This window comes from Paenibacillus sp. CAU 1782 (assembly GCF_054551715.1).
The window spans coordinates 164905-187731 of the sequence record NZ_JBTOLL010000002.1; the positions used below are offsets into that span (position 1 = coordinate 164905).

Below are 22827 nucleotides of genomic sequence, written 5' to 3' on the forward strand. Positions count from 1 at the left end.
CAACTGGATAAATTACTTTACCTGTCGTAGTAATTATGCTATAGTCAGATTACTACGACAGTCGAAGTAATTAGGAGGTTAACGTTTGATCAGCAGTGATGTCATACGCGGTTACAATGATACGATGATTCTGTATATGCTGCTGGAGCAGGAGTCTTACGGTTACGAAATATCCAAAAATATAAGGCAGCTTTCGGAAGAGAAATATGTCATGAAAGAAACCACTCTTTATTCCGCTTTTACACGTCTGGAGAAAAACGGATATATCGTATCTTTTTACAGGGACGAAACGTTCGGAAAGCGCAGAACATACTACCGCATTACGCCAGAGGGCCGCGCGTATTATGAGGAAAAGCGCATCGAATGGCGTTTGACGCAAGAAGTCGTCAATAAATTTATCAGGGAGTGATAAGGATTATGAATACCCTTGTCAATTATTTAGAAACGATGTTTGCACAGCTTCCCCGCAATGCACAGACATGGAAGCTCAAAGAGGATCTGCTTGCTACGATGGAGGAGAAGTATAATGAGCTGAAGGCGGAAGGCCGCAGCGAAAACGAAGCGGTTGGCATCGTCATCTCCGAATTCGGCAATATTGACGAATTGATGCAGGAGCTGGAAATGACGCCGCTTGCCGCGGAGACTCAGCCGCGCGTGTTGACATCGCATGAGGTCGAGGATTATTTGCAAATGCGGAGACGTTCGGCCTTCAACGTCGCGTTAGGCGTTGGGATCATCATTTTCGGCGTTGCGCTGATGATGCTGATCAACATTTTGCTTGGCGAAGGCGGCAGTTTTATTAATCTGAGCGAAACCCGCGTAGCTATGATCAGCATGGTTGCGTTGTTTGCTTGCGTTGTGCCGGGCATTGCCCTGTTTGGCTATAATAGCTCCAAAAACGAACCCAAAGAATACATGCAGAGGGAATTCCAACTGCCCAATGCCTTGTGGGATGAGATCAATCAGCGCAAAGCCGCTTTTATGCCAACTTACAAGCTGGTCATTTCGTTAGGCGTTGTCATTTGCGTTTTTTCCCCGGTCTTGATATTTGTCCCCATGATCATTAACGAGGATGCCTCTGGGTATGGGGTAACCGCCATGTTGTTGGCTGTCGCCGTTGCCGTTTTTCTCTTCATTTATTGGGGCAATATTAAGGAAAGTTATTCCATCGTTCTGCAGACCGACGATTTTGCGCCGGAAAAAAAAGAAGAAAATCGCGCCGTTGCTGCAATCAATGCCATCGTCTGGCCAATCGCTACGATCGCGTTTCTGATCGGCGGTTTTATTTATAACCTCTGGCATATAGCTTGGATCGTATTTCCAATTACCGGCGTGCTATCCGGGGCGTTAAGCAAAGTTAACGGAATCATGCAAAAGGAGCATTGACATCCTCCCCAATATGACTTACAATCACATTTGTTCACAATGATAATGATTTTCATTGTACGAAGCATCAACATTAAGGGGAGATACTGAGAAATGAAAAAAAAATCAATCTTAACGCTGTCCATCCTGATTTTGCTTGCTGTCATTGTCGCGGCATGCGGCGGCAATTCCGCAAATAACGAGCCGTCAACTCAGCCGCAAGAGTCGGCTTCGCCTGAACCTAGCGCAGAACAACCCGCTTCCGAAGAAGCTTCAGGAACGGTTACGTACGAATCGGAAACCGGCCCTGTTGAAATCCCGGCCAAACCAGTCCGTATCGTTGCTTTGACCAATGCGCCAAACGTGCTTTCGCTGGGTCAATCCCTGGTAGGCGTCGATCAATGGACAGGCGCAAATCCCCTTTTCACCGATATGCTTAAAGATGTAGCGATTGTATCCGAGGAAGATCCTGAAGGCGTTGCAGCACAAAACCCCGACCTTATTATTGCGGGTTCGCATATGAAAAACCTCGACCAGCTTTCCAAAATAGCGCCAACCGTTGTGTATACTTGGGGCAAACTCAACTATCTGGATCAACAGCTGGAAATCGGCAAATTGTTGAACAAAACCGACGACGCTCAGAAGTGGGTCGATGATTTCAAAACAAGAACAGCCGCTATTGGCCAGGAGATCAAAGCCAAATACGGTGATGACGTATCCGTTTCCGTATTTGAAATGGGAGACAACAGCGTATTCACCATGGGCGACAGCTGGGCTCGCGGCACCGAAATCCTTTACCAAGCCATGGGTCTAACCTTGCCGGAAAAAGTGAAGCAAGACACTGCGGAAGCCGGTTATTACTCCTTGTCTCTTGAAGTTTTACCGGAATACTCCGGCGATTTCATTGTCGTAAGCAGAGATTTGAGTTTGGACAACGACATTTTGAACTCGGAGGTTTGGAAAAACATCCCTGCCGTTCAAAACAATCAAGTCATCGAAATCGAAAGCAAAGCTTCGTCCTACAGTGACCCTACAACACTGGAATACCTGCTGAACATCTACAAGGAAGGTTTCCTTGGTCAATAATCATTATTAAACGACCCGAAAGAAATACACTTTGACAAAAGTGCTTTCTTACGGGTCTTTTTTACATATGTAAGGCCTTTTCCCAAACGATCTTCATCTTCATGCCAGCTCTTCTTATCGATATAGCCGATTGCGGAGCTGTTGCTTCTGGCACAGTAACAGCCTTGGGCATGCAGGTTTTCCACGATTAATTCCACCAATGGGAATTCTCCCTTGTTCAATCTCCTTCAAGTATGCGCCTCGGCAGGCCAGGTACAGGCCATATCCAGCGAGCTAAACGAGCATACCCTGAACACCAGGAGCATCGCTGAACAAATCACGCTGGCATCGGACGAATCGGCAATCGGCTCAAGCGCGCAGGCGGAGTCCGTTAACGATGGTTCGGTGCGGTTGACAGAAATGAGCGAAGCCGTCAGCGGCATCAATCGCAATGTCGAACATTCCGCTTCAATGATGGAAGAAGCATCCGATGCTATGAACCAAGGCTTGCAAATGGTTCAGACGCAAATCGATCTTGCGAGAGAAAACCGCTCCGCCATACTTGACATCAATAAGACGCTCATTGAAATGCGCCAGCACACAAAACGGATTGAAGATGTTGCCGGCATTATCTACGGCTTATCTTCGCAAACCAATATTTTGGCGCTTAACGCCGCCATTGAAGCGGCCCGCGCAGGACAAGACAGAGAGTCTTCCTTTGAACGGATTCGTCCAGCCATTGACGAGATGAGCCAACAAATCGAAGCTGTATCTCAAGCAAGAAAGGAGCTGGACAAAAACGCGGGCAAAATCTCCGATGTTATTGCCGAGGTTGCCTCCATGTTGGAGCAAAGCGCTGCATCAACGGAAGAAGTGGCTTCTTCCACGCAAGAACAATTCAATTATATTAAAAGCATTTCCGATCGTTCCGCCGAGTTAGCGGAGCATGCCGAGCATCTGTCTCGCGAAGTGAGCAAATTTAAGGTTTAACAGGAGGCCGCTTTGACCGGAATCCTCCCGATTGAAGAACTCTACAAAAAACAGCCTCAGCTGCCGCTTCAATGCGGTTTGCTGAGGCTGCTTTTGCGGGTCAAGCTTGCTCGATCAATTCAATCCACTCATTGAATTCGGATTGAAGCTTGGCATGCTCGATCTTTAGTTTGGAATGCTCTTGAGAAAGTGTTTCTTGTTCCTGACGCCGCTGCTCCAAGGCGCGATGCCATTCATCTCGTTCCTCCAGCAGCTCCTGCAATTGCTGCCGCGCCTGACTTGCAGCAGCGGCTTCATCCATTGCTTGTTCCAGCTGATGTCTCAAATCTTCTTCTGCAACGGCCGAATCGCCTTCCATCCCTTGCTGCTCCAGTTCCTGCTGCAGTTCCTTAATGGCGGACTCACGCTCCTGCAATTGTGACTCGCGCGCTTGAAGCTCGGCTTCCAGCTTCTCGCTGCGCTCCACCAAAGCTGCCAGTTGACCTGATGCAATGCGCTCCCTGGCGGCAATCAGCTCAAGCTGCTCCGTCATCTCGCGGTCGCGATTGCGGTAATCGTCGCGTTCCGCCGCTAGTTGCTCGGCCTTTACGCGAAGCTGGTCCGCTTGCTCCTCCAACTCCTGAAGCAGCTGCTCCTGCTGCTCAAAGCGTTGTCCGCTTTGCTTGTCTTCGCTTTCCAGCAGAGCCAAACGCTGGGCCAATTCTTCCTCTTTAATCGCGGATAGCTCCATTGCCTTTTCCAGCTCACGGCGAACGGAGCGAAGCTCATCAACTGTTGCCGCCAGCTCTTGTTCATTTTGACCTCTTGCATGAAGCTCTTCCTGAAGCTCGAGTTCTCTCAGTTCCGAAAGCTCCAGCTTCTCGCGAAGGTTTGCTGACGCTTCCTCGTGTTTGCCGAGCGCCGCTATATATGCCTCTTCCTTGCCTGCCAACTGAACTATCCTGTCCTCAAGATCCTGAGCCCGCTGAAGCTGCAACTGCAATTGCTCCGCAAGCGCGGCTTCTCTGTCAGACAGCTCCTGCAGTTGACCGCGAAGCTCGGCTTCCTTGCTCGACCGCTCCTGCAGCTGCTCGCGTAGCGCGGCTTCTCTGTCAGACAGTTCCTGAAGTTGACCGCGAAGCTCAGCTTCCATACTCGACCGCTCCTGTAGCTGCTCGCGTAGCGTGGCTTCTCTGTCAGACAGCTCCTGCAGTTGACCGCGAAGCTCGGCTTCTCTGTCTGATTGCTCCTGCAGCTGCTTGCGAAGCTCGGCTTCTCTGCCTGACTGCTCTTGCAATTGCTCACGAAGCTCATGCTCACTGGTCTCCTGAAGCTTGAGCAATTCTTCATATTCGGCAGACAATCGGGAATGCTCCTGGATTTCTTTTTCAAGCTCAGCTTCTTTGTCAGCAAATGCTTGCAGTTGCGCTTTCGCTAGTTGCTGTTCCTGCTCAGCTGCTGCCAATTGCTGGAGCAGTTCTTCCAGCTGACGCTCTTTCAAGCTCGCTTGCTCTTCAAGCTGATTGCTCAATTGACGGCTGCGCTGCTCGTACTCGGACTCCAGTGCATATTTGGCTTCTTGGAGTTCGTCCGCCTGCTGCTTGGCATCAAGCAGCTGCGTCTGCCAGTTTTCACGCTCTTGCTGCAGCTCGGCAATGCTGCCGCGAAGCGCTTCCTCCTGCTCCAGAGCTTGAATGAGCTGGTCGTCCGCCAGAGACAAGCGGCTTTCCAATGCCGCAAGCTCATTACGGCTCCGGTCTTCCAATTCCTCAAGCTGAGCTTTCTTCTGAGCTTCAAGGCCGCTATTAGCTTCTCTCCACTGCCGCTCACGCTCCGCCAATTCATCATGCATGCGGATTTCGATAGCTGCTCGTTCAGCGGCCAAAGCCTCTTCGCGTTGTGCTTCCGAGGCTGCTCTTTCTGCCGCCAAGGCTTCTTCACGCTGTGCTTCCAAAGCTGCTCTTTGAGCCTCCAGCGCTTCCTCAAGCCGTGCTTCTGAAGCCTCTTTTTCCGCAAGGAGCTTTGCCTCCCAAGCTTCTCTTTCGGCATTCCGTTCCGCTTCTTGCGTTTCCCGCTCGGCCAGCGTTTCTTCCAAAAGCTTGTCTTTATCCCCGGTAATTGCGGCAACAGCAGATTCCAGCTGTTCCTGGCGGGCAAGCAGCTTGCTCCGTTCTTCCTGCCAGCTGTTGCGTCTGCGCTCCAGATCAGCTTTCATGTCGGTTTCAAGGCGAGCAAGTTCCTCCTTCAACGAGGTTTCCAGCTCTCCGTTTCTGCGCTCCAGCTCTTCCCGTTCCGCTGAAGCAACCGCTGTCCATTCTCCGTCAAGCTGCTCCAGCTTTTCCTTCCAGACCCGCTCAAGCTCGTCAATCTTTGCTTGATGCTCTTCCCGGAGTGCCGCAAGGCCTTGTTCATTCTCCAGTTTCTCAGCGGCCGCACGCTCCGTCAGCTCGCGCTGGTGTTCTGCTTCCAGCTCGGCGCTTCGGCGCTCCAGCTCCGTCAGCTCGCCCCGCAGGCTTGCTTCCGTCTCCATGCTGCGGCGTTCCAAGTCCGCGGCAAGCTCAAGCGCCTCGTCGCGCTCCTTCAGCCATGACGCCTCTGCCTGCTCCTTCGCGGCCCTTAGCGCTTCCAGCTCTTTTGCCGCTGCGGCCTTTAAGGCCTCAACCTCGGCTTTACGTGCGTTTTCAGCAGCCTCAAGCTCCACTTCCTTCTGCAAAAGAGCAGATTCCGCGGCACTTGCAAGCTGCGCCTCCAGCCCTTGAATTACTTCATCCTTTTCAGCGGTCAATTGGGCGATAAGCCGCTCCCGTTCCGCCTCCTGTTTGGCAAGCTCCGTCTCCAGTTTGCTTTTTAACTGGACAAGCTCCGTCTTTTTCTCAAAAATCATAACCTCGCGGGTTCTGGCGATCGCTTGCTCTTGCTCCTGACGGAGTGTCCGAAGCGTTTCCTCATGGCCTTGAATCAGCGAATCCGAAGCTTCCTGCTGAAGACGCGAAGCTTCTGCCGCAGCGTCAGCCGCAGCTTCCAGCCCCTGGCGCAGCTTCTCTTCCCATATCCCCTCAAGTTCCTGCTGCTTCTGCTCTGCCAATTGGAGCTCCCGCGCCAGCTTGGATTGAGCTTCTCCGGCTTGTTCTACTAAAGCCGCAGCCAGTTCGGCTTCCTTTTGTCTGGCTTCATCCAGCAGCCGAGCCGTTTCCGCCAGCTTGGCTTCCTCCTGCTGCAGCCGCAACGTTTCTCTGCGAAGCTGGAAAACCTCTTCCGTAATTTGCACCGCACACAATACAGCAAGCTTTGGCATGTCCAGACGAGGGTTGTTAATCGCAAGCTTTCGCATGCTTTCGTCAATGGCGGTGGCTACTCTTTTGACATAGTCGACGCTGGAATGCCCTTTCAATTTATACTGAACTCCATATATATCAACGGTTACAACGGTTTGCTCCGCATCCACGTGTGTCGTATCCCCCTATCATTTGGCTGATACCGCCAAGCTCGCAGCAAAAAAAAGCCGCATCGACGTTCACCTAAGAACTAATTCGATGCGGCTTGCAAGGTTTCCTGCCTACTTGCGCAATTCCGCGCCAAAAGATTGTTCCAATTGCTGGACAACCAAGGCATGCAGGCTGGTCACTTCTTCATCCGTCAACGTACGTTCGGCATGGCGGTACAAGAGCGACATCGCGATGCTTTTTTTGCCCTCTCCAAGCCGCTCGCCCGTGTATACGTCAAACACGGAAACCGCCTCCAGCAGCTCGCCCGCTTTCTCCCGTACAACAGCCGTCAAATCGGCGGAAGCAACGGCCCCGTCCACAACGACGGCGATATCCCGCTCAATGCCCGGGAAGCGAGGAAGCGGCTTGTAGACCAGATGGCCGTCAGCCAGCTCGTAGATCGGAGCCAGGTCAAGCTCGACCAGGTACGTGTCTGCCAAATCCCACTCCACCTGCTTTGCAGGATGCAGCTGTCCGACATAACCGATCACCAGCGGGCCAGCGGCTGTCTCAAGCGTTACGGCTGCCGTGCGCCCAGGATGGAAATGCTCCGGCTGCGCGGCTGTATAGGTCGCTTTGGATGAGAGGCCAAGCACGGATAGCAGCGTTTCAACAATCCCTTTTGCATCAAAAAAGTCATAGGCGGAAGCCCCTTCGTTCCATGCCTGTTGCTTGCGGTTGCCCGTCAACAGCGCGGCAAACCGGTGCTTCTCTTGAGGAAGCTTGGTCAACGTCTCTTCCTCGCTGTGGAAGACGCTGCCGATTTCGAATAATGCCGCCGTTTCATTCCTGCGGTTGCGGTTATAAACTGCCGTCTCCAGCAATTGCGCAATCAGCGTCGTACGCAAAACGCTGCGCTCCTCGCTCATTGGCATCGAAAGCTTCACATGTTTGGCATCCCTCGTCAATGCCGGGAACAATACCGTGCGGGCCGGGCTGGTGAAGGAATAGCTGATCACTTCATGCAGGCCGGAGTCCGACAGGCGTTTTCGAAGCTCTCGCCGGATGGCTTGCGGCTTGGTCAAAGCGCCAGGCGTCACGTCGCCGTGAATCAGGGTTGTCGGGATGTTGTCATAACCATGCAGACGGGCTACCTCTTCAATAATGTCCACATCTCTTGAAATTTCGCCGCGGCGGGCCGGAACTGTTATGGCAAAAACATCGTTATTGTCCATTTCGTACGAGAACTGAAGGCGGGCCAAAATGGTGCGGACTTCAAGGCTCGACAACGCGGTGCCCAAATAATTGTTGATGCGCTCAAGCGACACCTTGATTTCAGTTGGCTCCGGCTGGCGCTGGGAAGATTCCACCACGCCATCGGCCACTAAGCCGTCAGCCAAATCCGCAATAAGCGCCGCTGCGCGATTCAGTGCGGGAACAACAGCCGAGTGATCCACTTCTTTTTCGAAACGAATGCTGGATTCCGAGCGGAGGCCCAACTGACGGGACGTCTTGCGAACGACGCCGCCGTCGAAACAAGCGGATTCCAGGATCAGGTTAACGGTATCTGCCGTCACCTCGGTGCTTGCTCCGCCCATTACGCCAGCCAGCGCAATCGGCGAACTGCCGTCGGCAATAACCAGCATATGGGGCTCCAGGCGGCGCTCCTGCTCATCCAGCGTAATCAGCGTTTCGCCTTCGCGCGCCAAACGGATCACGATATTGCCGCCCGGAATTTTGTCCGCGTCGAAGGCGTGCAGCGGCTGGCCGTATTCCAGCATGACGTAGTTGGTTACGTCCACGACATTATTGATCGGGCGGATTCCCGCTGCCATCAACCGGTTTTTCAGCCAAAGCGGAGATTCTCCGATCTTTACGCCTTTGATGTAACGAGCGGAGTAATGATGGCATTGTTCAGTTGCCTGCACGTCAACGGATACATATTCATCACCTTTAATTGCCGCATGGAGAACGGAATTGTCGGGCAGCTTCACCTCGCGGCCCGTCAAGGCCGCAACCTCGTATGCCGTACCCAGCATGCTGAGGCAGTCGGAACGGTTAGGCGTCAAATCCAGCTCCAGCACCTCGTCGTCAAGACCCAGCACCTCGCCGATCGAAGTTCCGATTGCCGTACCCGCCGGCAGAACCAGAATGCCTTCCTGCTGCTCCTTTGGCAGCAGCTTGTCGTTCAGCCCCAGCTCCTTGGCGGAGCAGATCATGCCTTGCGACTCCACGCCGCGCAGCTTGGCGCGTTTGATCTTGAAATCGCCCGGCAGAACGGCGCCGATTACGGCTACCGGAACAAGCTGACCGGCGTCCACATTTTTTGCGCCGCACACGATTTGCAGCTCTTCGCCAGTGCCAACGTCCACTTTGCACACATTCAGCTTATCTGCGTCGGGATGGCGCTCCTTGGACTTGACGTAGCCGACAACTACGCCGGTAACGCCTTTGTTGAGATTCTCCACGCCATCGATTTCAATGCCGCCTCGCGTCATTTTTTCCGCAAGCTCTTCAGCCGGAAGACCTTCCAGCGATATATAATCATTAAGCCATTGATAGGATACTTTCATTTGTCTTCTTCCCTTCTCTTCTCGTCACATTCTCGCGAATTGGCCAAGGAACCGCAGATCGTTGCTGTAGAAATGGCGGATATCGTCAATGCCGTATTTCAGCAGGGCGATACGCTCAACCCCCATGCCGAAAGCAAAGCCGGTAACCTCCTCGGGATCGTAACCGCCCATTTCCAAAACGCGCGGATGCACCATGCCGCAGCCGAGAATTTCCAGCCAGCCTGTTCCCTTACACATCCGGCAGCCACGGCCGCCGCATTGCACACATGTTACGTCAACCTCGGCGCTTGGCTCCGTGAACGGGAAAAAGCTTGGACGAAGGCGGATTTGAGCCTGAGAGCCAAACATTTGCTGAACGAACTGCAATAAGGTTCCCTTCAAGTCGCTCATCCGAATGCCCTTGCCTACCACAAGCCCTTCAATCTGGTTGAACTGGAAGGAGTGGGTCGCGTCGTCATCGTCCCTTCTGTACACCTTGCCGGGGCAAATGACCTTAATCGGCGATTCGCCTTTTTTGGCCTGCATCGTGCGGACCTGAACCGGGGAAGTATGCGTACGCATCAGAATGTCTTCCGTAACGTAGAAGGAATCCTGCATATCGCGCGCGGGATGGTTTTTGGGCAAATTCAGCGCTTCAAAATTGTAATAATCGCTTTCTACCTCGGGGCCTTCCGCAATGCTGTAGCCAAGTCCCACAAACACGTCTTCGATCTCTTGCGCCACTTGGTTCAAGGGATGGATCGCGCCTGTTGGCAGCGCCCTGCCGGGCAGGGTAACATCAAGCGTTTCAGCCATAAGTCTGCGGTTTGTTTCCGCCTCTTGAAAAGCAACCTGCTTTTCTTCGATTACGGTTTCGATTGCAGCGCGGACATCGTTTGCCACGCCGCCAATGACGGGGCGCTCCTCCGCGCTAAGCGAGCCCATGCCGCGAAGAATTTCCGTCAACGCTCCCTTTTTGCCCAAATATTTGACGCGCAGATCGTTAAGCGCGCCTTGCGATTCCACTACTTGAAGCTCGCGCAGCGCTTCGCCGCGCAGCTCCTCCAGCCTTTCTTTCATCCCAAACGCCTCCGTTTTTCACTTAAGTAATCAACTTCTTAAAACACGAGGTTCAAAAGCACAGTTTTCAGCACTGAACAACCTCTAAAAAACACAAAAAAAGGTCCTTCCTCCCCAAAAGGGACGGAAGAACCGTGGTACCACCCTGATTTCAACAGCAAGACGGGTCGACGCCGAACAAGCTGTCCTCACAAGCCCGATAACGGGGGCAACCGCGTTTCCCTACCCGCGCCGACCTCTCGGCGTTTCAGGAGCGTGCTCCGGAGCGAACTTCACCAGCCTGATTCTGCGGGAATGCTCTCAATCTTCGGCAATCCCTCCCTGTGCAAAAGCACTGGCTACTCTTCTCCATCACTGCATTTCAGCTATCAAGCTTCCATAATACCCATTATTATATGCAAAATCGATGTGGCATGCAAGGCATAACCATACATTGTTTTTGCCTGCATGCCGATTGTGCCAATGAATCATAGTTTTGTTTGGTGCTACTCCTTCACCGAACCCAGTACAATTCCTTTTACAAAATACTTCTGCAGAAACGGATAGACCAGCAAAATGGGGAGCGATCCAATAAACAGCTGGGCCGCTTTAACAGTACGATTGGAAATGTTGGCTACGTCCTGCGCGCTCATGCCAAGCTGTGTCAAATTGTTGGATACAACCATCGCATGCAAGAAGGAAGCTAACGGATAATTGTCTTTACTGTTCATATAAATGACGCCGTCGAACCACGAATTCCAGTGAAACACCATGGCGAACAGAGACAACGTTGCAACGGCCGGCATAGAAATGGGAAAATAAACCCTCCACAGCACCGTAAAATGTCCCGCTCCGTCAATTAGCGCCGCATCCTCCAGTTCCTTCGGCAGCGAACGGAAAAAATTCAGCATCAGAATCATGTTCCATACGTTGACCGCCGTCGGCAGGATCAATGCCCATAACGTGTCCATCAAATTGAGGTTGCTGACCAGGAAATACGTAGGCACCAACCCGCCGTTAAACAACATGGTAAAGACAAAATACCACGTATACACCGTGCGGCCGGGAAACTTCTCGCTGCTTCTGGACAGGCTGTAAGCCCCCATCGTGATCAGCAGCATGGAAAGCGCCGTTCCAAACACGGTTCGTTGAACCGCGATCCACAACGATTTCAAAAAAGCGGCATTTCCCAAAGTAGTCGTATACGCCTCCGATGTCCAACCGATGGGCCAGAAGTTGACGATATTCGCCGTTGCGGCAGCCCGCGAGCTGAATGAGACAGCAAACATGTGCATGATGGGCAAAAGACACAGTATTCCCAGCGCAATCAGAAAAATATAATTACATGCAGTAAAAATTGTATAGTTTGCAGACCGGTATCTCATTGTCCGACACTCCTAAAATATCCTGTAATTTGCAAGCTTGTAAGCCATGCGATAGCTGAATACGATCAAAGCAAACCCGACCACCGATTTAAACAGTCCAACCGCCGTGCCAAAGCTGAATTCCCCTTTGGTTAAGCCTACCCGATATACAAAGGTGTCAATGATGTCTCCTTTGCTGTAAACAAGCGGGTTGTACAGGTTCAGGATTTGGTCGAAGCCTCCATCCAGAATGCGCCCCAGCGAAAGGGTAGCAACAACAATAATGATTGGCAGAATAGAAGGCAGCGTCACATACAACACCTGCTGCCATTTGTTTGCCCCGTCGATCTCTGCCGCTTCGTACAGCGTAGGATTGATATTGCTTAACGCCGCCAGAAAAATGATTGCCGAAAACCCGAACTCCTTCCACACGTCGCTGACGATCAGCGTAAAGCGAAACCAGTTGCCATTTCCGAGGAAAAAAATCGAGCTTTGGCCAAATACGTTGAGCAGCCGGTTCGCAATCCCTTCCGTACTCAAAATATCGATCAAAATACCGCCAAGCACGACCCAGGATATAAAATGCGGCAGGTAAACCATCGTTTGAATGACGCGTTTAACCGCCATTAGCCGGATTTCATTCAAAAGAAGCGCGAATAGAATAGGAACGATCAACCCGGAAATCAATTTCATGCCGGCGATAATCAACGTGTTTACAATGACTTGCTTGCTGTCGGGATAGGAGAACAAAAAGCTGAAGTGATCCAATCCCACCCATTCGGAATTCGTAATGCCAAGCCACGGCTGATAATCCTGGAAAGCCATCACCACGCCGAGCATCGGGATATAATTGAATATCAGAATCATCAACGCCGCGGGCAGCAGCAAAATATGAAAAGGCCATGTTTTGGTCCAGTATTTTCTCATTCTCGTCCACCATCCATTTCGCGTAAAAAAGGGAGCGGATTCGGCTTCTGTCATGCCGGCTCCTCCCCCTTTCGAATTAGTATGCCGTTACTTGTTGGATTGGTACCATTCGTTCACTTCTTTTGTGATTTGTTCGCCGCCGTTTTTGTTCCATTGCTTGACGAATTCATCAAAATAGTCCAGCGGCTCTTCGCCATAGATGATTTTGAGGTAACTTTCCGTCGCCAGCTTTTGCAGGAACTCCCCGTTTTTCTTCATCATTGGCGTTCTTGGGCCCGTGAACAGATTCGGAATTTCCTTATCCCGCTGCGAGACATTGACGCCGGCGCCTTGAAGCTGCGCCAGGTTAAGGGCTTTTACCGATGCTTCAATCGGCGTTGAAGCCTCCGCGTTTGGATCCGCGACGAATTTATTGATCGCATCCGTATTCATATAAGGCACCTGAGGGGTATTGGTGCCGAATAACGGACTGATGATCCAGCGCATATCCAGGTTGTTGCCGTCCGATAACGGCCATTTTTCGCTTGGCACGCCCGCTTCCTCGTAATTGCCTGTGTAAATTTTGCCGTTGTATTCCACATAATCGTATCCTTCATGGAAGCCGTCCTTGAAGCGAGGGTCATAGAACGGATCATCCGGTCCCGCAGCCTTAGCCAAAACTTTGTTGTAATAGTTGAACCAAACTTCAATGTTCTCGAAGTCTTTGCTAAAGACCAATGCGCCGCCATAGAGCGTTTTCTGCGCGAGTCTGACCTCTCCGTCCGGTCCGGCTGGAAGCGGATAAGCCTGCCAAACGGCATTGGGATCAATCTGCGTCGTATCCCCCAAAGGCCAAGCGCCCATCCAATAAGGGCCAAACATGACGCCCGCTCTGCCGGACACGGCAAACTCGGAAGCTTTTGTAGGATCCTTAATGCCGGCTTCGCTGTCGATATAGCCTTTGCTCATCCAGGAACGCATCGTTTCCAGATACATTTTGGCGTCCGGATGGATCGCGCCGTATATCAGGTTGCCATTTTCATCTTCGTTCCAGTAGGAGGTAATATCGTTTGTGTGGATCATATGCTTGGTGTAAGCGCCAAAGATTGCGTCCGTTTGTCCCATCCAGGTCCAGGGGCCTTCCTTAAGCGGCACGGCCAATCCAAATTCGTCGGCCTTGTTGTTTCCGTTTGGATCCTGTTCCGTAAATGCCTTCAGCACGTTCTCCAGCTCCGCGATGGTTTTGGGCGGCTGCAGCGATAATTTGTCCAGCCAATCCTTGCGGATCCACATGACGCTTCCTTCGTCTCCCATGAAAAAGCGAGGAATGCCGTACACCTTGCCGTCCCTCGTCACTTCTCCAAGCACGTAAGGCCTTGCTTCAAAAACCGCCTTCAGCGTCGGGGATGCATATTTCTCAATCGCATCATTCAGCGGCATCAGCTTATCGGCCGTAATCAGGTTCTGGAGCACATCGCCATCCGCATAGAAGGTATCCGGCAGCTTTTCTTTTGTAGCCAATGCCAATTGAAGCTTCGTTTGATAATCCTCCGGCTTGCCCACGGTCCAGCTGAATTTTGTAATAATGCCGAGGTTTTCCTTCATCCAGCGGGTATGAATATTGTCTTCCAGCGATTCTCCGGGCTTAAAAGCATTGGGACGATCTTCGTCTATAATCGCGGTTGTGATCGTGACGGGCGGATCGTATTTGAAATCCCATACCGGCTTACCGTCCTCCCCTTGAGCCGTTGCTGCAGGTTTCGTGACGGTTTCGCCGTTGTTCCCGTCCTTATCAGTTGAACATCCGGCCAAAGCCGATACCCCCAACATAATCGCAGCAAGCAATGCCGCCATTTCTTTACGCGCTCTCACATGCATTCATTTGTCTCCCCTTCTTCAATGAGCTGCCTTGCTTACTTTTTATTCTAGTAGTCCGGCCGCTTCCCAAATATAGAAGTTTTCCATTTTTATAGAAGAGAAAACGTCGAATTCATGCATATGACGGCAATAAAAAAACATGGCCCGGACTAACGGGGCGGAAAATCCATCCCATGAGTCTAAACCATGTCTTTTTTTGTCGTGTATTCTCAAGCAGCAAGTCGTTGTGCCGCCATTTCGCAATTCATTACCTGCGCGCTCCAGCAGGCTTATTTCTGGATGACGCGCTCCGATGGAAAGCAGCATGTCCTGCTCCAACATCTCGCCCATTCCATTCATCCTGCGATTGGTTAAACGTATCCTCCAGCTTCCGCCTTGATATCAATTGTTGTCCACTTCGACGCTTCGGCGTATTTCCTCCCCTTCCCCGTTCAGAAGCACCAATTGGGCATGCCATTTGGCCGGGCGGGAGAAAACAAACTCTTCGCTTTTATAGTAATAGGCGATAAATCCCGGAAATTCAAGATCGGAAGATGGTGTTGGCTGCGCTGCGAGCTCAACATTTATAATCTTGTCGCCGCTATTTCGGCTGGCCTGGAGCGACAGTGCGATCTGCTCCGGCGGGCCACTACCCTCCGGCAGCCATACAACCAGATTCGCCGTATTGGGTCCAGCTGCATTGGGTTCGATTTCAAGCGTGTAATGGAATGTTTCGCCCATCTCATGATGCCTGAAAGGTTCTCCCGAAGCAGATGGGCCAACAAATGTAAATAAGCTGGCGATGGCAACAATAGAAGCCATTAACAGCCCATCCAGCTTCAGAAGCGTAGCATTCGGCATTAGACGCGCCTTGGCTTTGCGCCGAAGCCCATACCCGGTGGCGGCAACCACGATCACCAGCCCGGCTTTGGCGAGAAGCCATTGGCCCCAGGCGGTATAGAGTACATAATGCCAGGATGGCGCCAACAGCGGAATCATGGCGACGCCGCTAGCAACCAACAGCGCAATGGTCATCCAGGCGATATTGGCAAAACGCTCTGCAAAACGCCCGGCTTCCTTTCGATCCTTCCGCCACAGCAATAATAGAACCATTACGCCGCCCGCCCAGATCGACGAACACAGCAAGTGGACAAAATCGACGCTGCTTGCGGCAATGTTAAAATCGGAGGCGGCGGCATGTCCGTTGGAGCTCTCCGCAGCTAGCAGACCGATCGTCCAAATGATTTTGACCGCCGGTTTGAGGGAAACGACCAGAAAGCCGAGCAGAGACAAAATCAATTGCGCAAGCCATACCCGTCCCGACGACGTTTCCATAAATACCAGCAGCCAGTTTTCCCCGCCTCCCACGCTTCCCGCCATCGAAATGGAATGGAGAAACACGTAGGCCATCGTGAGAAGAAGCAGCGCTTTTGCCGCCGTATGCTGCCAGTTCTCCAATCGTTTACGCAACGGATTGTAATCCTCTCTTTTTGGAAGCAGCAGCGACAATATCGGCAAGCTCGCCGCCAGCAGCATGGCAAAATAAAAAAGGGCGCGCGAAATATACAAGGCAACCGAAGCCGCCAATTCCCCAAACGCCGCCTTCTCATCGCCTTGCTGTCCCGCTCCGTGTGAATGAAGCAACGCAGTAACTTCGGGTGCCGCAGCGGTTAAAGCCGATGATGCTTCGAACCATGAACCGCTCCCTATACCGTTGTGATAGGCGGACACTTGCTTTTCCGTTACAGAGACGCCTGTTGGCAAATGCGCTTGGGCTGCCTTGACGACGAAGCTCTCCGTTTCGGCCTTGAAGCCGGCAGCCGGATAGACCTGTCCCGCCGCTAGATATGCTTGTTTCTCTGCTGCATAGGCCTGTCCCTCTGCTGGGTAGGTTTCTTCCACTGCTGGATAGACCTGTCCCGCTGCCGTTGCGGCCTCCGCTCTTATGCCGCCTATTGCCATAAACACAAGAAGCAACGACGCGCATAGCAGCCATATTTTTGCTCCAGAGACACCAAGTCCCGACATCGCCCTGGCAGAAAAAAATATATTGAAGCGACTCCGGCAGGCAGTTGCTCCTTTGCCTAAACGAATCCCCATTATTCCCGTCACATCCTTACGTATGTATCCTCAACCTGTCGTATCGACGCATTGCCTGCTGCCTTTTTCCTACTAGACCAACAACTTGAGCGGCAACGCTGCATTCCGCTACATTCTTCTACACTCCGTTTCTGCATTCATCTCTGTTTTTACGGAGGCTGACATAATCGGGCCAATAGTCGGCCTGAACCGAGGGACAACCTCTGTCGCTATGCCATACGTAAGCCCCCCCCTCCACCTTGCAGCTGGCATCGCGAACCCATACACGCTCGTAATCGTTTGGCTCCTCAATGCCGTAAAACTCCTCCAAGGCATCCATAGCCGCAAGGCCCATCCGGCCGGTTGCAACCCAAAGTCCTCTGACGGCAGCGCCTTCACTTAGGGCACGTTCATCCCTCACCAGCGCAGGGTAAGCGCCGCAATCCACCAGTCTGCCTCCGATCGTGCCGGGGTCCATCAAACGTGCTGTTTTTGCGATAACCCCATGATTGCACATGCCCGGCAGCAGCGAGCCGTATATAAAAACATTAATGTCACCCATAGGCTCCAGCCTCCGAATTTGTCCACCTTTTTGTCGGACTTTGACCGATGATCTTCCGCTCTGACAGTATGAACGATTTTTAAGACAGGGGCAACCTATGTTACAATCATCAAAAGCGATAAAGGAGGTCTTTTTTCTATGGAAAGACATACAGGCGCTATCGTTCAGAAGTCACTTGAGGCATTGCTGGGAAATTCCACTTTTCTCCCTCATATTCAGGGACAGCGGCGTGAACAGGCCTTTCAATCTCTGACCGCTATACTGTCAACGCCAAACAAGGTACATAAAGCCTTCCTGCGCATACCGCTGGAAAGCGGAAATGTGGTGCGTATTCCTGCCTTCCGCATTCAGCACAATGACGCGCTGGGTCCCTACAAGGGCGGCATCCGGTTCCATGAAACCGTTAACGAAGATGAAGTGACCAATCTTGCGGCTCTGATGACGCTCAAAAACGCTTTGCACGAGGTACCGTTTGGCGGCGGCAAAGGCGGCGTAGCAATTTCCCCCCGGGATTATTCGGAACGCGAGCTTTATCAAATCTGCAAAAAATATGTGCAATATTTCAGCGATATTTTAGGTCCCGACAAGGATATCCCGGCTCCCGACATGGGCACGGGCGACCGCGAAATGGACTGGATGATGGCAGAGTTCAAAAGCATTCATCCCGGCCGACCTTACCTGGGCAGCTTTACCGGAAAAAGCCTGATTAGCGGCGGTTCGCTGGGAAGGCGGGAAGCCACCGGCAAAGGCGTCTATTTCAGCTTGCGCTACCTGCTGCATGATTTCCTCAAGGAGCAAAGCGGCTGGCTTTCGGCTAGCGGCAGTCCTTTTGCTCAAACGGCTCTTGCACTCGCCGACAAACCGTTGACCATTGCCGTGCAAGGTTTCGGTAATGTAGGTTCCATCGCGGCGCTGGAGGCTTACAAATGCTCCATGCTCCGTAACAAAATCGTAGCTGTCAGCGACCGCAACGCCACTTTGTATAATGAAGAAGGATTGGATATCCCATCCTTGATCGCATACGCCGCCGCCAATTCCGGCGACCTCCCGTCGAACGAGGAGCAGCTTGCCGAATCCGGCATCAAAGCCGATCTGAAAGATCGCGAAGCCGTATTGCTGCTGGACGTTGATGTACTGATTTTGGCCGCGCTGGAAGGTCAAATTCATGACTCCAACGTGGACGAAGTAAAAGCGTCCATTATCGTGGAAGGCGCCAACGCGCCGGTTACGGGCAATGCGGACGAAAAGCTGGCAGCCAAAGGGACGATCGTCATCCCCGACATTTTGGCAAACGCCGGCGGCGTTATTGTTTCTTATTTTGAATGGCTGCAAGGCCGGGAAACGCAGTTTTACAGCGAGGAGCAAATATTCAAACTGCTTTATGACAAAATGCAGCATACGATGAAAGGCATTCTTCCTGCTTATTTCGGCGATAGCCAAACGCTCAGGCAAAATTGCTACGTCCATGCCGTCATGAAGCTTTCTTCCGTTTTGTACAGACAAGGCAAGCTTTATTAAGGAGTTGGGACGAAATGGAAGTTGAACAAATCGCGTTAACCCGCATCGCCATCAGCAACGGTCAATGGGAGACGCTGGAGCTTGATTTTTCCGAGGCCAAGCTGCTTCTGGTTACGCAATACGGCGACAAGCTTTGGTACATCGACGTGGACGGTGTTGCGAACAGCGACGTGCTGGACTGGTTTGCCGCAAGCGAGGATATTTCCGTCACCATGGAGGCGGAATCCGGGGATGGAGAAGCGCTGCGGGGCGCCGGATATCTGCACCCCAACACGCTGCACCGGGCCGCGGCTATACGTGGCGTGGGCGAGTTAAAGCGCCAGAATATCTAACCAGCGTGTTTAGGCTGAATTTGATGTTCAGCATAGATTTTGCCGCCAGACATGCTTTTTAATGGAATGTGGACTTTTTGAACAACCTCTTTAAGTCAAAAAAAGCCTCAAGTCCCTTGCGGGGAGCTTGAGGCTTTTGGCTGTGCAATGACCTGATTTCTGCTGGCGTGATGCTTTTCCAACATCGTACTTATTGTACCACTGATGTACAGACAACCGTTCCAACGTCAGGCCGGGAACTACTTATTCGAAATTTCCGGAGTAGTCAGCTGATCGTAAAAATCAACGGCTTTGTCCTTGTTCTCCGAAGCGCGGAGCGCCATGGCGGAACGTGGGTGCTCGTCCAGAATGCCCGTAATCATATAAGGAATGATGTAGCCCCACTCTTCCTTCTCGCGAAGCGGAATCATGAATTTTTCGATCATGTCCAGAACGGGACGAACGTTGTATTTGGTGTTTTGCAGTTCGGATACAAGCAGCTCGGTATTGCAATTGCCCGCCGCGCGGCCCATGCCATAGACAGATGCGTCAAGCAGCTCTACGCCTTTGCCTGCCGCCAGCAGCGTGTTGGCAAAGGCAAGCTGAAGGTTGTTATGAGCATGTACGCCAAGACGCTTATTCGGCAGGTGCTGGCGGAATTTGTCCACCAGGTAGCCAACATCGTTTGGCTTCAGGCTGCCGTAGGAATCAACGATGTAAACAACGTCAACGACGCTTTCGTTAATGCGTTCAAAGGCTTCAACCAACTGATTTTCCATCACATTGGACAATGCCATGATGTTCAGCGTTGTTTCGTAGCCGCGATCATGGAAGGTTTGAACCAGTTCAAGCGCTTTGTCCACGTCTTGAATATAACAAGCCACGCGAATGAGATCCAGCATGCTTTCGCTGCGCGGCAAAATATCATTTTCGTCCACTCGCCCGATATCAACGAGTGCGGAGAGCTTGGTATTGCCTTTGTTCGGCAGTACCTTTCTAAGGAAGTCGTCATTCAGAAACCGCCAAGGTCCAGCGCTGTCGGCTCCTTTCAGAAGCTTGGGAGAATTTTTGTAGCCGATTTCCATATAGTCAACGCCGGCTTCGTTCAGGCTATTATACAAATGCTGCACAAACTCCACGCTGAAGTCCCAATTATTAACGAGGCCGCCGTCGCGAATGGTGCAATCGACGATTTTGCAATGGCTAGTTTTCGAATGCATACTGCTGCTCCTTTGATTTGAACATGAGTTCATTTTTACCTTACATCATACTTGAAAAAGACGGGGAACGCAAAGCTTTATTGCCTATTTTAAAGCGGATAGACGTCAATCTATTCCTTAACGGCAATGCCGTTGGCTCCTTTGGACTCATCTTCGGCGTTAGCTTGTCATTCATTTACTATCAGTCATCTGCTCAAACACCGAAAAACAATACACCGCCGGTTTGTTTAAGCGGATAATGCCGGTTTAATCCATGGGTGGGGGGCTTCCATAATCCCCACGACAGCGTTTGATCTTTAACGGACATCCATGACCACAAGAAGCCGTTTTTCATTAATTTCCGCTCTCTAACGGACAATTTTGACCGTAAGAACTCATTTTCACTCCATTTTAGCTGGATTTGAGCGCTAATGGACATGAATGTCCATTTGATTGTGGTAACTTGGCGATTTGCTGCTCTAACGGTCATGGATGACCGATACACACGCACATGAACATCCATATGCACAAGAATAAGCATATGCTCTCCACGAACCCTGGAAAAATCCAACAAGAAAATGAACCTTTTCCTCTTAGAACAACGCAGTCCGGGCTGAAGTTGCGTTTTGTATAAATCCTTGCATAAACACCGATGCTTTTGATGCACTACACGATGTGTTTGGTGTCTTTCGTTTCCCTTAAAGATAGGCTCAAGGTTGGGGCTGTAACTAATCCGGTCCAGCTACGCGGCCGTCAAAGCGGGTGTTTTGGTAGTTGATTTGGCAGGTCCTTTGGCACGTGCTTTGGAGTTGTTTTGACAGGTGTTTGACAGGTGTTTTGGCAAGTGCTTCAACAGGTATTTTGATAGGTGTAATGAGACACATTTTGGGGACTTTTGTGCTATTTTTGCGGGAGATGGACAAAGGACATAAACTCAAGCATTTACAAACGAACGGTTTAGAGCTAAAATATTATGTAAACAACGCTGAATTTTTCCGATTGGAAAAAGCGGGGGAACCAAAGCGACCGGAATCCGCATACGCTCATGTATGACGTTTTCTTCGCAGGGGTGAATCCAGATTTATCTGGTAGGGCTTCCTCTCTAGCCCGAATCCGACAGCTAACCTCGCAAGCGAACAAAGGAGAGATGTATGATGCTTTGTTTATCGCTGCATGATTCCCCTTACCCGGAGCAAGATCCGGGGCACCTGACCGTCTCCAGAATTGAAGTTTTCGTTATTCCCGCACTGGCAATTGACAATGAAGGATACCGTGTATGCCTTCGCTTGACAACAGAACATGGATACGGATGGAGCGAGGTCTTCCTGGCTAAACAAGATTACGTCTTTTTCGAGCCGGAGTCCTGGGGTAAACAATTGCAAAGCTTTATCGGCCGTTTTCCGCTATCCTCCCTCACGACAAGACTGACGGAGATGATTGCCGGAAAAGCCGATGCCGACAACCGCGCCTTTTCGCTGTTTGCTGCCGCACTTGGCTCCATTCAGCAGCAATACGCCTCGGGTATTGCCACCGTCTCATCGACGGTTCCCGTGGAAGAATCCGTTTTGCAGCTCAGGTCCATTTCGTACATCTCGTTGGATTAATGAATAGACAAGGCAAAGCCCCCGTTACCGCACTCTCCCAGGAGCCGGCGGCGGGGGTTTGCTGTTTGTCTTCAACGACAGTGCTTGATTCCTTTTAGGTAAACTTGTTTCCTTCCAAGTAAATAAGAATCGTTTGCTTTTACGTTTGTGTTCATCGGGTTGGCAAAACAACACTGCTCTTTTGAGCGTTTGTGCCAATATACAGCATTTACGAGCCGGTCGAACGGTAATGTCTGATGCCAATTTGCCAGATCAGCAGACACGGAAGCAGGAATAACGCCCCGCCAAACGGAGTCAGCAGCAGCTCTGCCGTGCTGCCTTCCCGTTTATCCAGCAACAACATTAACGGCAAATAGCTGACGCAGGCAAATGGAATGATGTACGTAAAAAACTTCCTTACCCAAGCTTCGTAAATACCAAGCGGATATTGCGCCATTTCACGGCCGCCGTCGGTAAATACGTTAGCCAGTTCCAATCCTTGAACCGACCAAAAACACATCGTCGCCGCAAGAATAAAAATACCGGTAAAAACAAATACGCCGTTCACGACCATCAGCAGCAGCGCCAGCAGCTTGGAAGCCGTCCAAAGCTCCGGCAATTGGCTGATCGACCATGCCAATACCGCTCCTCCCTGAATGAGGCGGCCAAATCGGGTGAACTCGAAAGCAGAGCCAAGCACCTGCACAACCGTTCCGCGCGGCCGCACAAGCAAACGATCGAAGTCCCCTTTTACCACAAGGCCGGAAAACACGTCAAACCCTCGCGCAAAGCATTCGCTCAGCGAAAAAGACAAATGAATGACCGCGTAACAAAGCGCAACCTCAAAAAACGTCCAGCCCTTCAGGGTGCCAAACCGTTCAAACATAAAATAAACACCTGCAAATACAGTAAACGGAATCAGAAATTGCCCCGCTGTCAGCATGAGGAAAGACATCCGGTATTGCAGCTGGCTGCGGAAGTGAATGCTCAAATATTTGAAATACAATTTCATG

Annotated in this window: 18 protein-coding genes, 1 riboswitch and 1 other annotated feature; of the genes, 7 read left to right on the forward strand and 11 right to left on the reverse strand. The window is 51.4% G+C overall.

The features are described from left to right. The first annotated feature begins 85 nt into the window (after nt 1-85). The 4 genes from ACX93W_RS09765 to ACX93W_RS09780 all read left to right on the forward strand — a co-directional run bounded on the left by ACX93W_RS09765 (nt 86) and on the right by ACX93W_RS09780 (nt 3420). Nucleotides 86-409, forward strand: coding sequence for a PadR family transcriptional regulator (locus tag ACX93W_RS09765; protein WP_459392178.1), 324 nt, complete (start codon nt 86-88; stop codon nt 407-409). Between the two features lie 8 nt (nt 410-417). Then, entirely contained in the window at nt 418-1386 is a 969-nt protein-coding gene (locus ACX93W_RS09770) for a permease prefix domain 1-containing protein (protein WP_459392179.1), read from the forward strand. A gap of 93 nt (nt 1387-1479) precedes the next feature. Then, nucleotides 1480-2451, forward strand: a complete 972-nt coding sequence (locus ACX93W_RS09775) for an ABC transporter substrate-binding protein (protein WP_459392180.1) — start codon at nt 1480-1482, stop codon at nt 2449-2451. A 213-nt stretch (nt 2452-2664) separates the two neighbouring features. After that, on the forward strand, nt 2665-3420 hold the full coding sequence (locus ACX93W_RS09780) for a methyl-accepting chemotaxis protein (RefSeq protein WP_459392181.1): 756 nt from the start codon (nt 2665-2667) through the stop codon (nt 3418-3420). Nucleotides 3421-3520: 100 nt separating this feature from the next. On the opposite strand, the gene ACX93W_RS09785 is transcribed toward ACX93W_RS09780, so the two are convergent. The 9 genes from ACX93W_RS09785 to ACX93W_RS09825 form a co-directional block, all read right to left on the reverse strand. After that, a complete protein-coding gene (locus ACX93W_RS09785; RefSeq protein ID WP_459392182.1) occupies nt 3521-6844 on the reverse strand; it encodes a hypothetical protein in 3324 nt (1107 codons plus the stop codon). A 111-nt stretch (nt 6845-6955) separates the two neighbouring features. Then, complete coding sequence (gene pheT, locus ACX93W_RS09790; RefSeq protein WP_459392183.1) at nt 6956-9397, reverse strand: phenylalanine--tRNA ligase subunit beta; 2442 nt, start codon at nt 9395-9397, stop codon at nt 6956-6958. A gap of 24 nt (nt 9398-9421) precedes the next feature. Beyond that, the gene (gene pheS, locus ACX93W_RS09795; protein WP_459392184.1) at nt 9422-10456 is read right to left on the reverse strand and encodes a phenylalanine--tRNA ligase subunit alpha; all 1035 of its coding nucleotides are present in this window, start codon (nt 10454-10456) and stop codon (nt 9422-9424) included. A gap of 116 nt (nt 10457-10572) precedes the next feature. After that, nucleotides 10573-10820 (reverse strand) — a binding site (T-box leader). Between the two features lie 121 nt (nt 10821-10941). After that, nucleotides 10942-11820 (reverse strand): carbohydrate ABC transporter permease, encoded by an 879-nt coding sequence (locus tag ACX93W_RS09800; RefSeq protein ID WP_459392185.1) that lies wholly within the window; start codon nt 11818-11820, stop codon nt 10942-10944. A gap of 12 nt (nt 11821-11832) precedes the next feature. Then, entirely contained in the window at nt 11833-12726 is an 894-nt protein-coding gene (locus ACX93W_RS09805; protein WP_459392368.1) for an ABC transporter permease, read from the reverse strand. Between the two features lie 87 nt (nt 12727-12813). Further along, on the reverse strand, nt 12814-14583 hold the full coding sequence (locus ACX93W_RS09810; RefSeq protein WP_459392186.1) for a type 2 periplasmic-binding domain-containing protein: 1770 nt from the start codon (nt 14581-14583) through the stop codon (nt 12814-12816). 42 nt (nt 14584-14625) lie between these two features. Continuing rightward, nucleotides 14626-14904, reverse strand: coding sequence for a hypothetical protein (locus ACX93W_RS09815; protein WP_459392187.1), 279 nt, complete (start codon nt 14902-14904; stop codon nt 14626-14628). 60 nt (nt 14905-14964) lie between these two features. Beyond that, nucleotides 14965-16662: a copper resistance D family protein gene (locus ACX93W_RS09820; protein ID WP_459392188.1), complete on the reverse strand. Its 1698-nt coding sequence runs from the start codon at nt 16660-16662 to the stop codon at nt 14965-14967. Nucleotides 16663-16780: 118 nt separating this feature from the next. Next, the gene (locus ACX93W_RS09825; RefSeq protein ID WP_459392189.1) at nt 16781-17203 is read right to left on the reverse strand and encodes a gamma-glutamylcyclotransferase family protein; all 423 of its coding nucleotides are present in this window, start codon (nt 17201-17203) and stop codon (nt 16781-16783) included. Between the two features lie 138 nt (nt 17204-17341). On the opposite strand from ACX93W_RS09825, the gene ACX93W_RS09830 reads away from it, so the two are divergent. Together ACX93W_RS09830 and ACX93W_RS09835 are read left to right on the forward strand one after the other, a co-directional pair. Continuing rightward, on the forward strand, nt 17342-18721 hold the full coding sequence (locus tag ACX93W_RS09830) for a Glu/Leu/Phe/Val family dehydrogenase (RefSeq protein WP_459392190.1): 1380 nt from the start codon (nt 17342-17344) through the stop codon (nt 18719-18721). 14 nt (nt 18722-18735) lie between these two features. Beyond that, nucleotides 18736-19053: a hypothetical protein gene (locus ACX93W_RS09835; protein WP_459392191.1), complete on the forward strand. Its 318-nt coding sequence runs from the start codon at nt 18736-18738 to the stop codon at nt 19051-19053. 239 nt (nt 19054-19292) lie between these two features. Here ACX93W_RS09835 and ACX93W_RS09840 read toward each other — a convergent pair whose 3' ends face one another. Continuing rightward, nucleotides 19293-20252: an aldolase catalytic domain-containing protein gene (locus ACX93W_RS09840; RefSeq protein ID WP_459392192.1), complete on the reverse strand. Its 960-nt coding sequence runs from the start codon at nt 20250-20252 to the stop codon at nt 19293-19295. A gap of 952 nt (nt 20253-21204) precedes the next feature. Then, a riboswitch (cyclic di-AMP (ydaO/yuaA leader) is annotated at nt 21205-21381 on the forward strand. Nucleotide 21382: 1 nt separating this feature from the next. Here ACX93W_RS09840 and ACX93W_RS09845 point away from each other — a divergent pair. Next, nucleotides 21383-21835, forward strand: a complete 453-nt coding sequence (locus ACX93W_RS09845; protein ID WP_459392193.1) for a hypothetical protein — start codon at nt 21383-21385, stop codon at nt 21833-21835. 208 nt (nt 21836-22043) lie between these two features. Here ACX93W_RS09845 and ACX93W_RS09850 read toward each other — a convergent pair whose 3' ends face one another. After that, complete coding sequence (locus tag ACX93W_RS09850) at nt 22044-22826, reverse strand: ABC transporter permease (protein WP_459392194.1); 783 nt, start codon at nt 22824-22826, stop codon at nt 22044-22046. Nucleotide 22827: the final 1 nt, after the last annotated feature.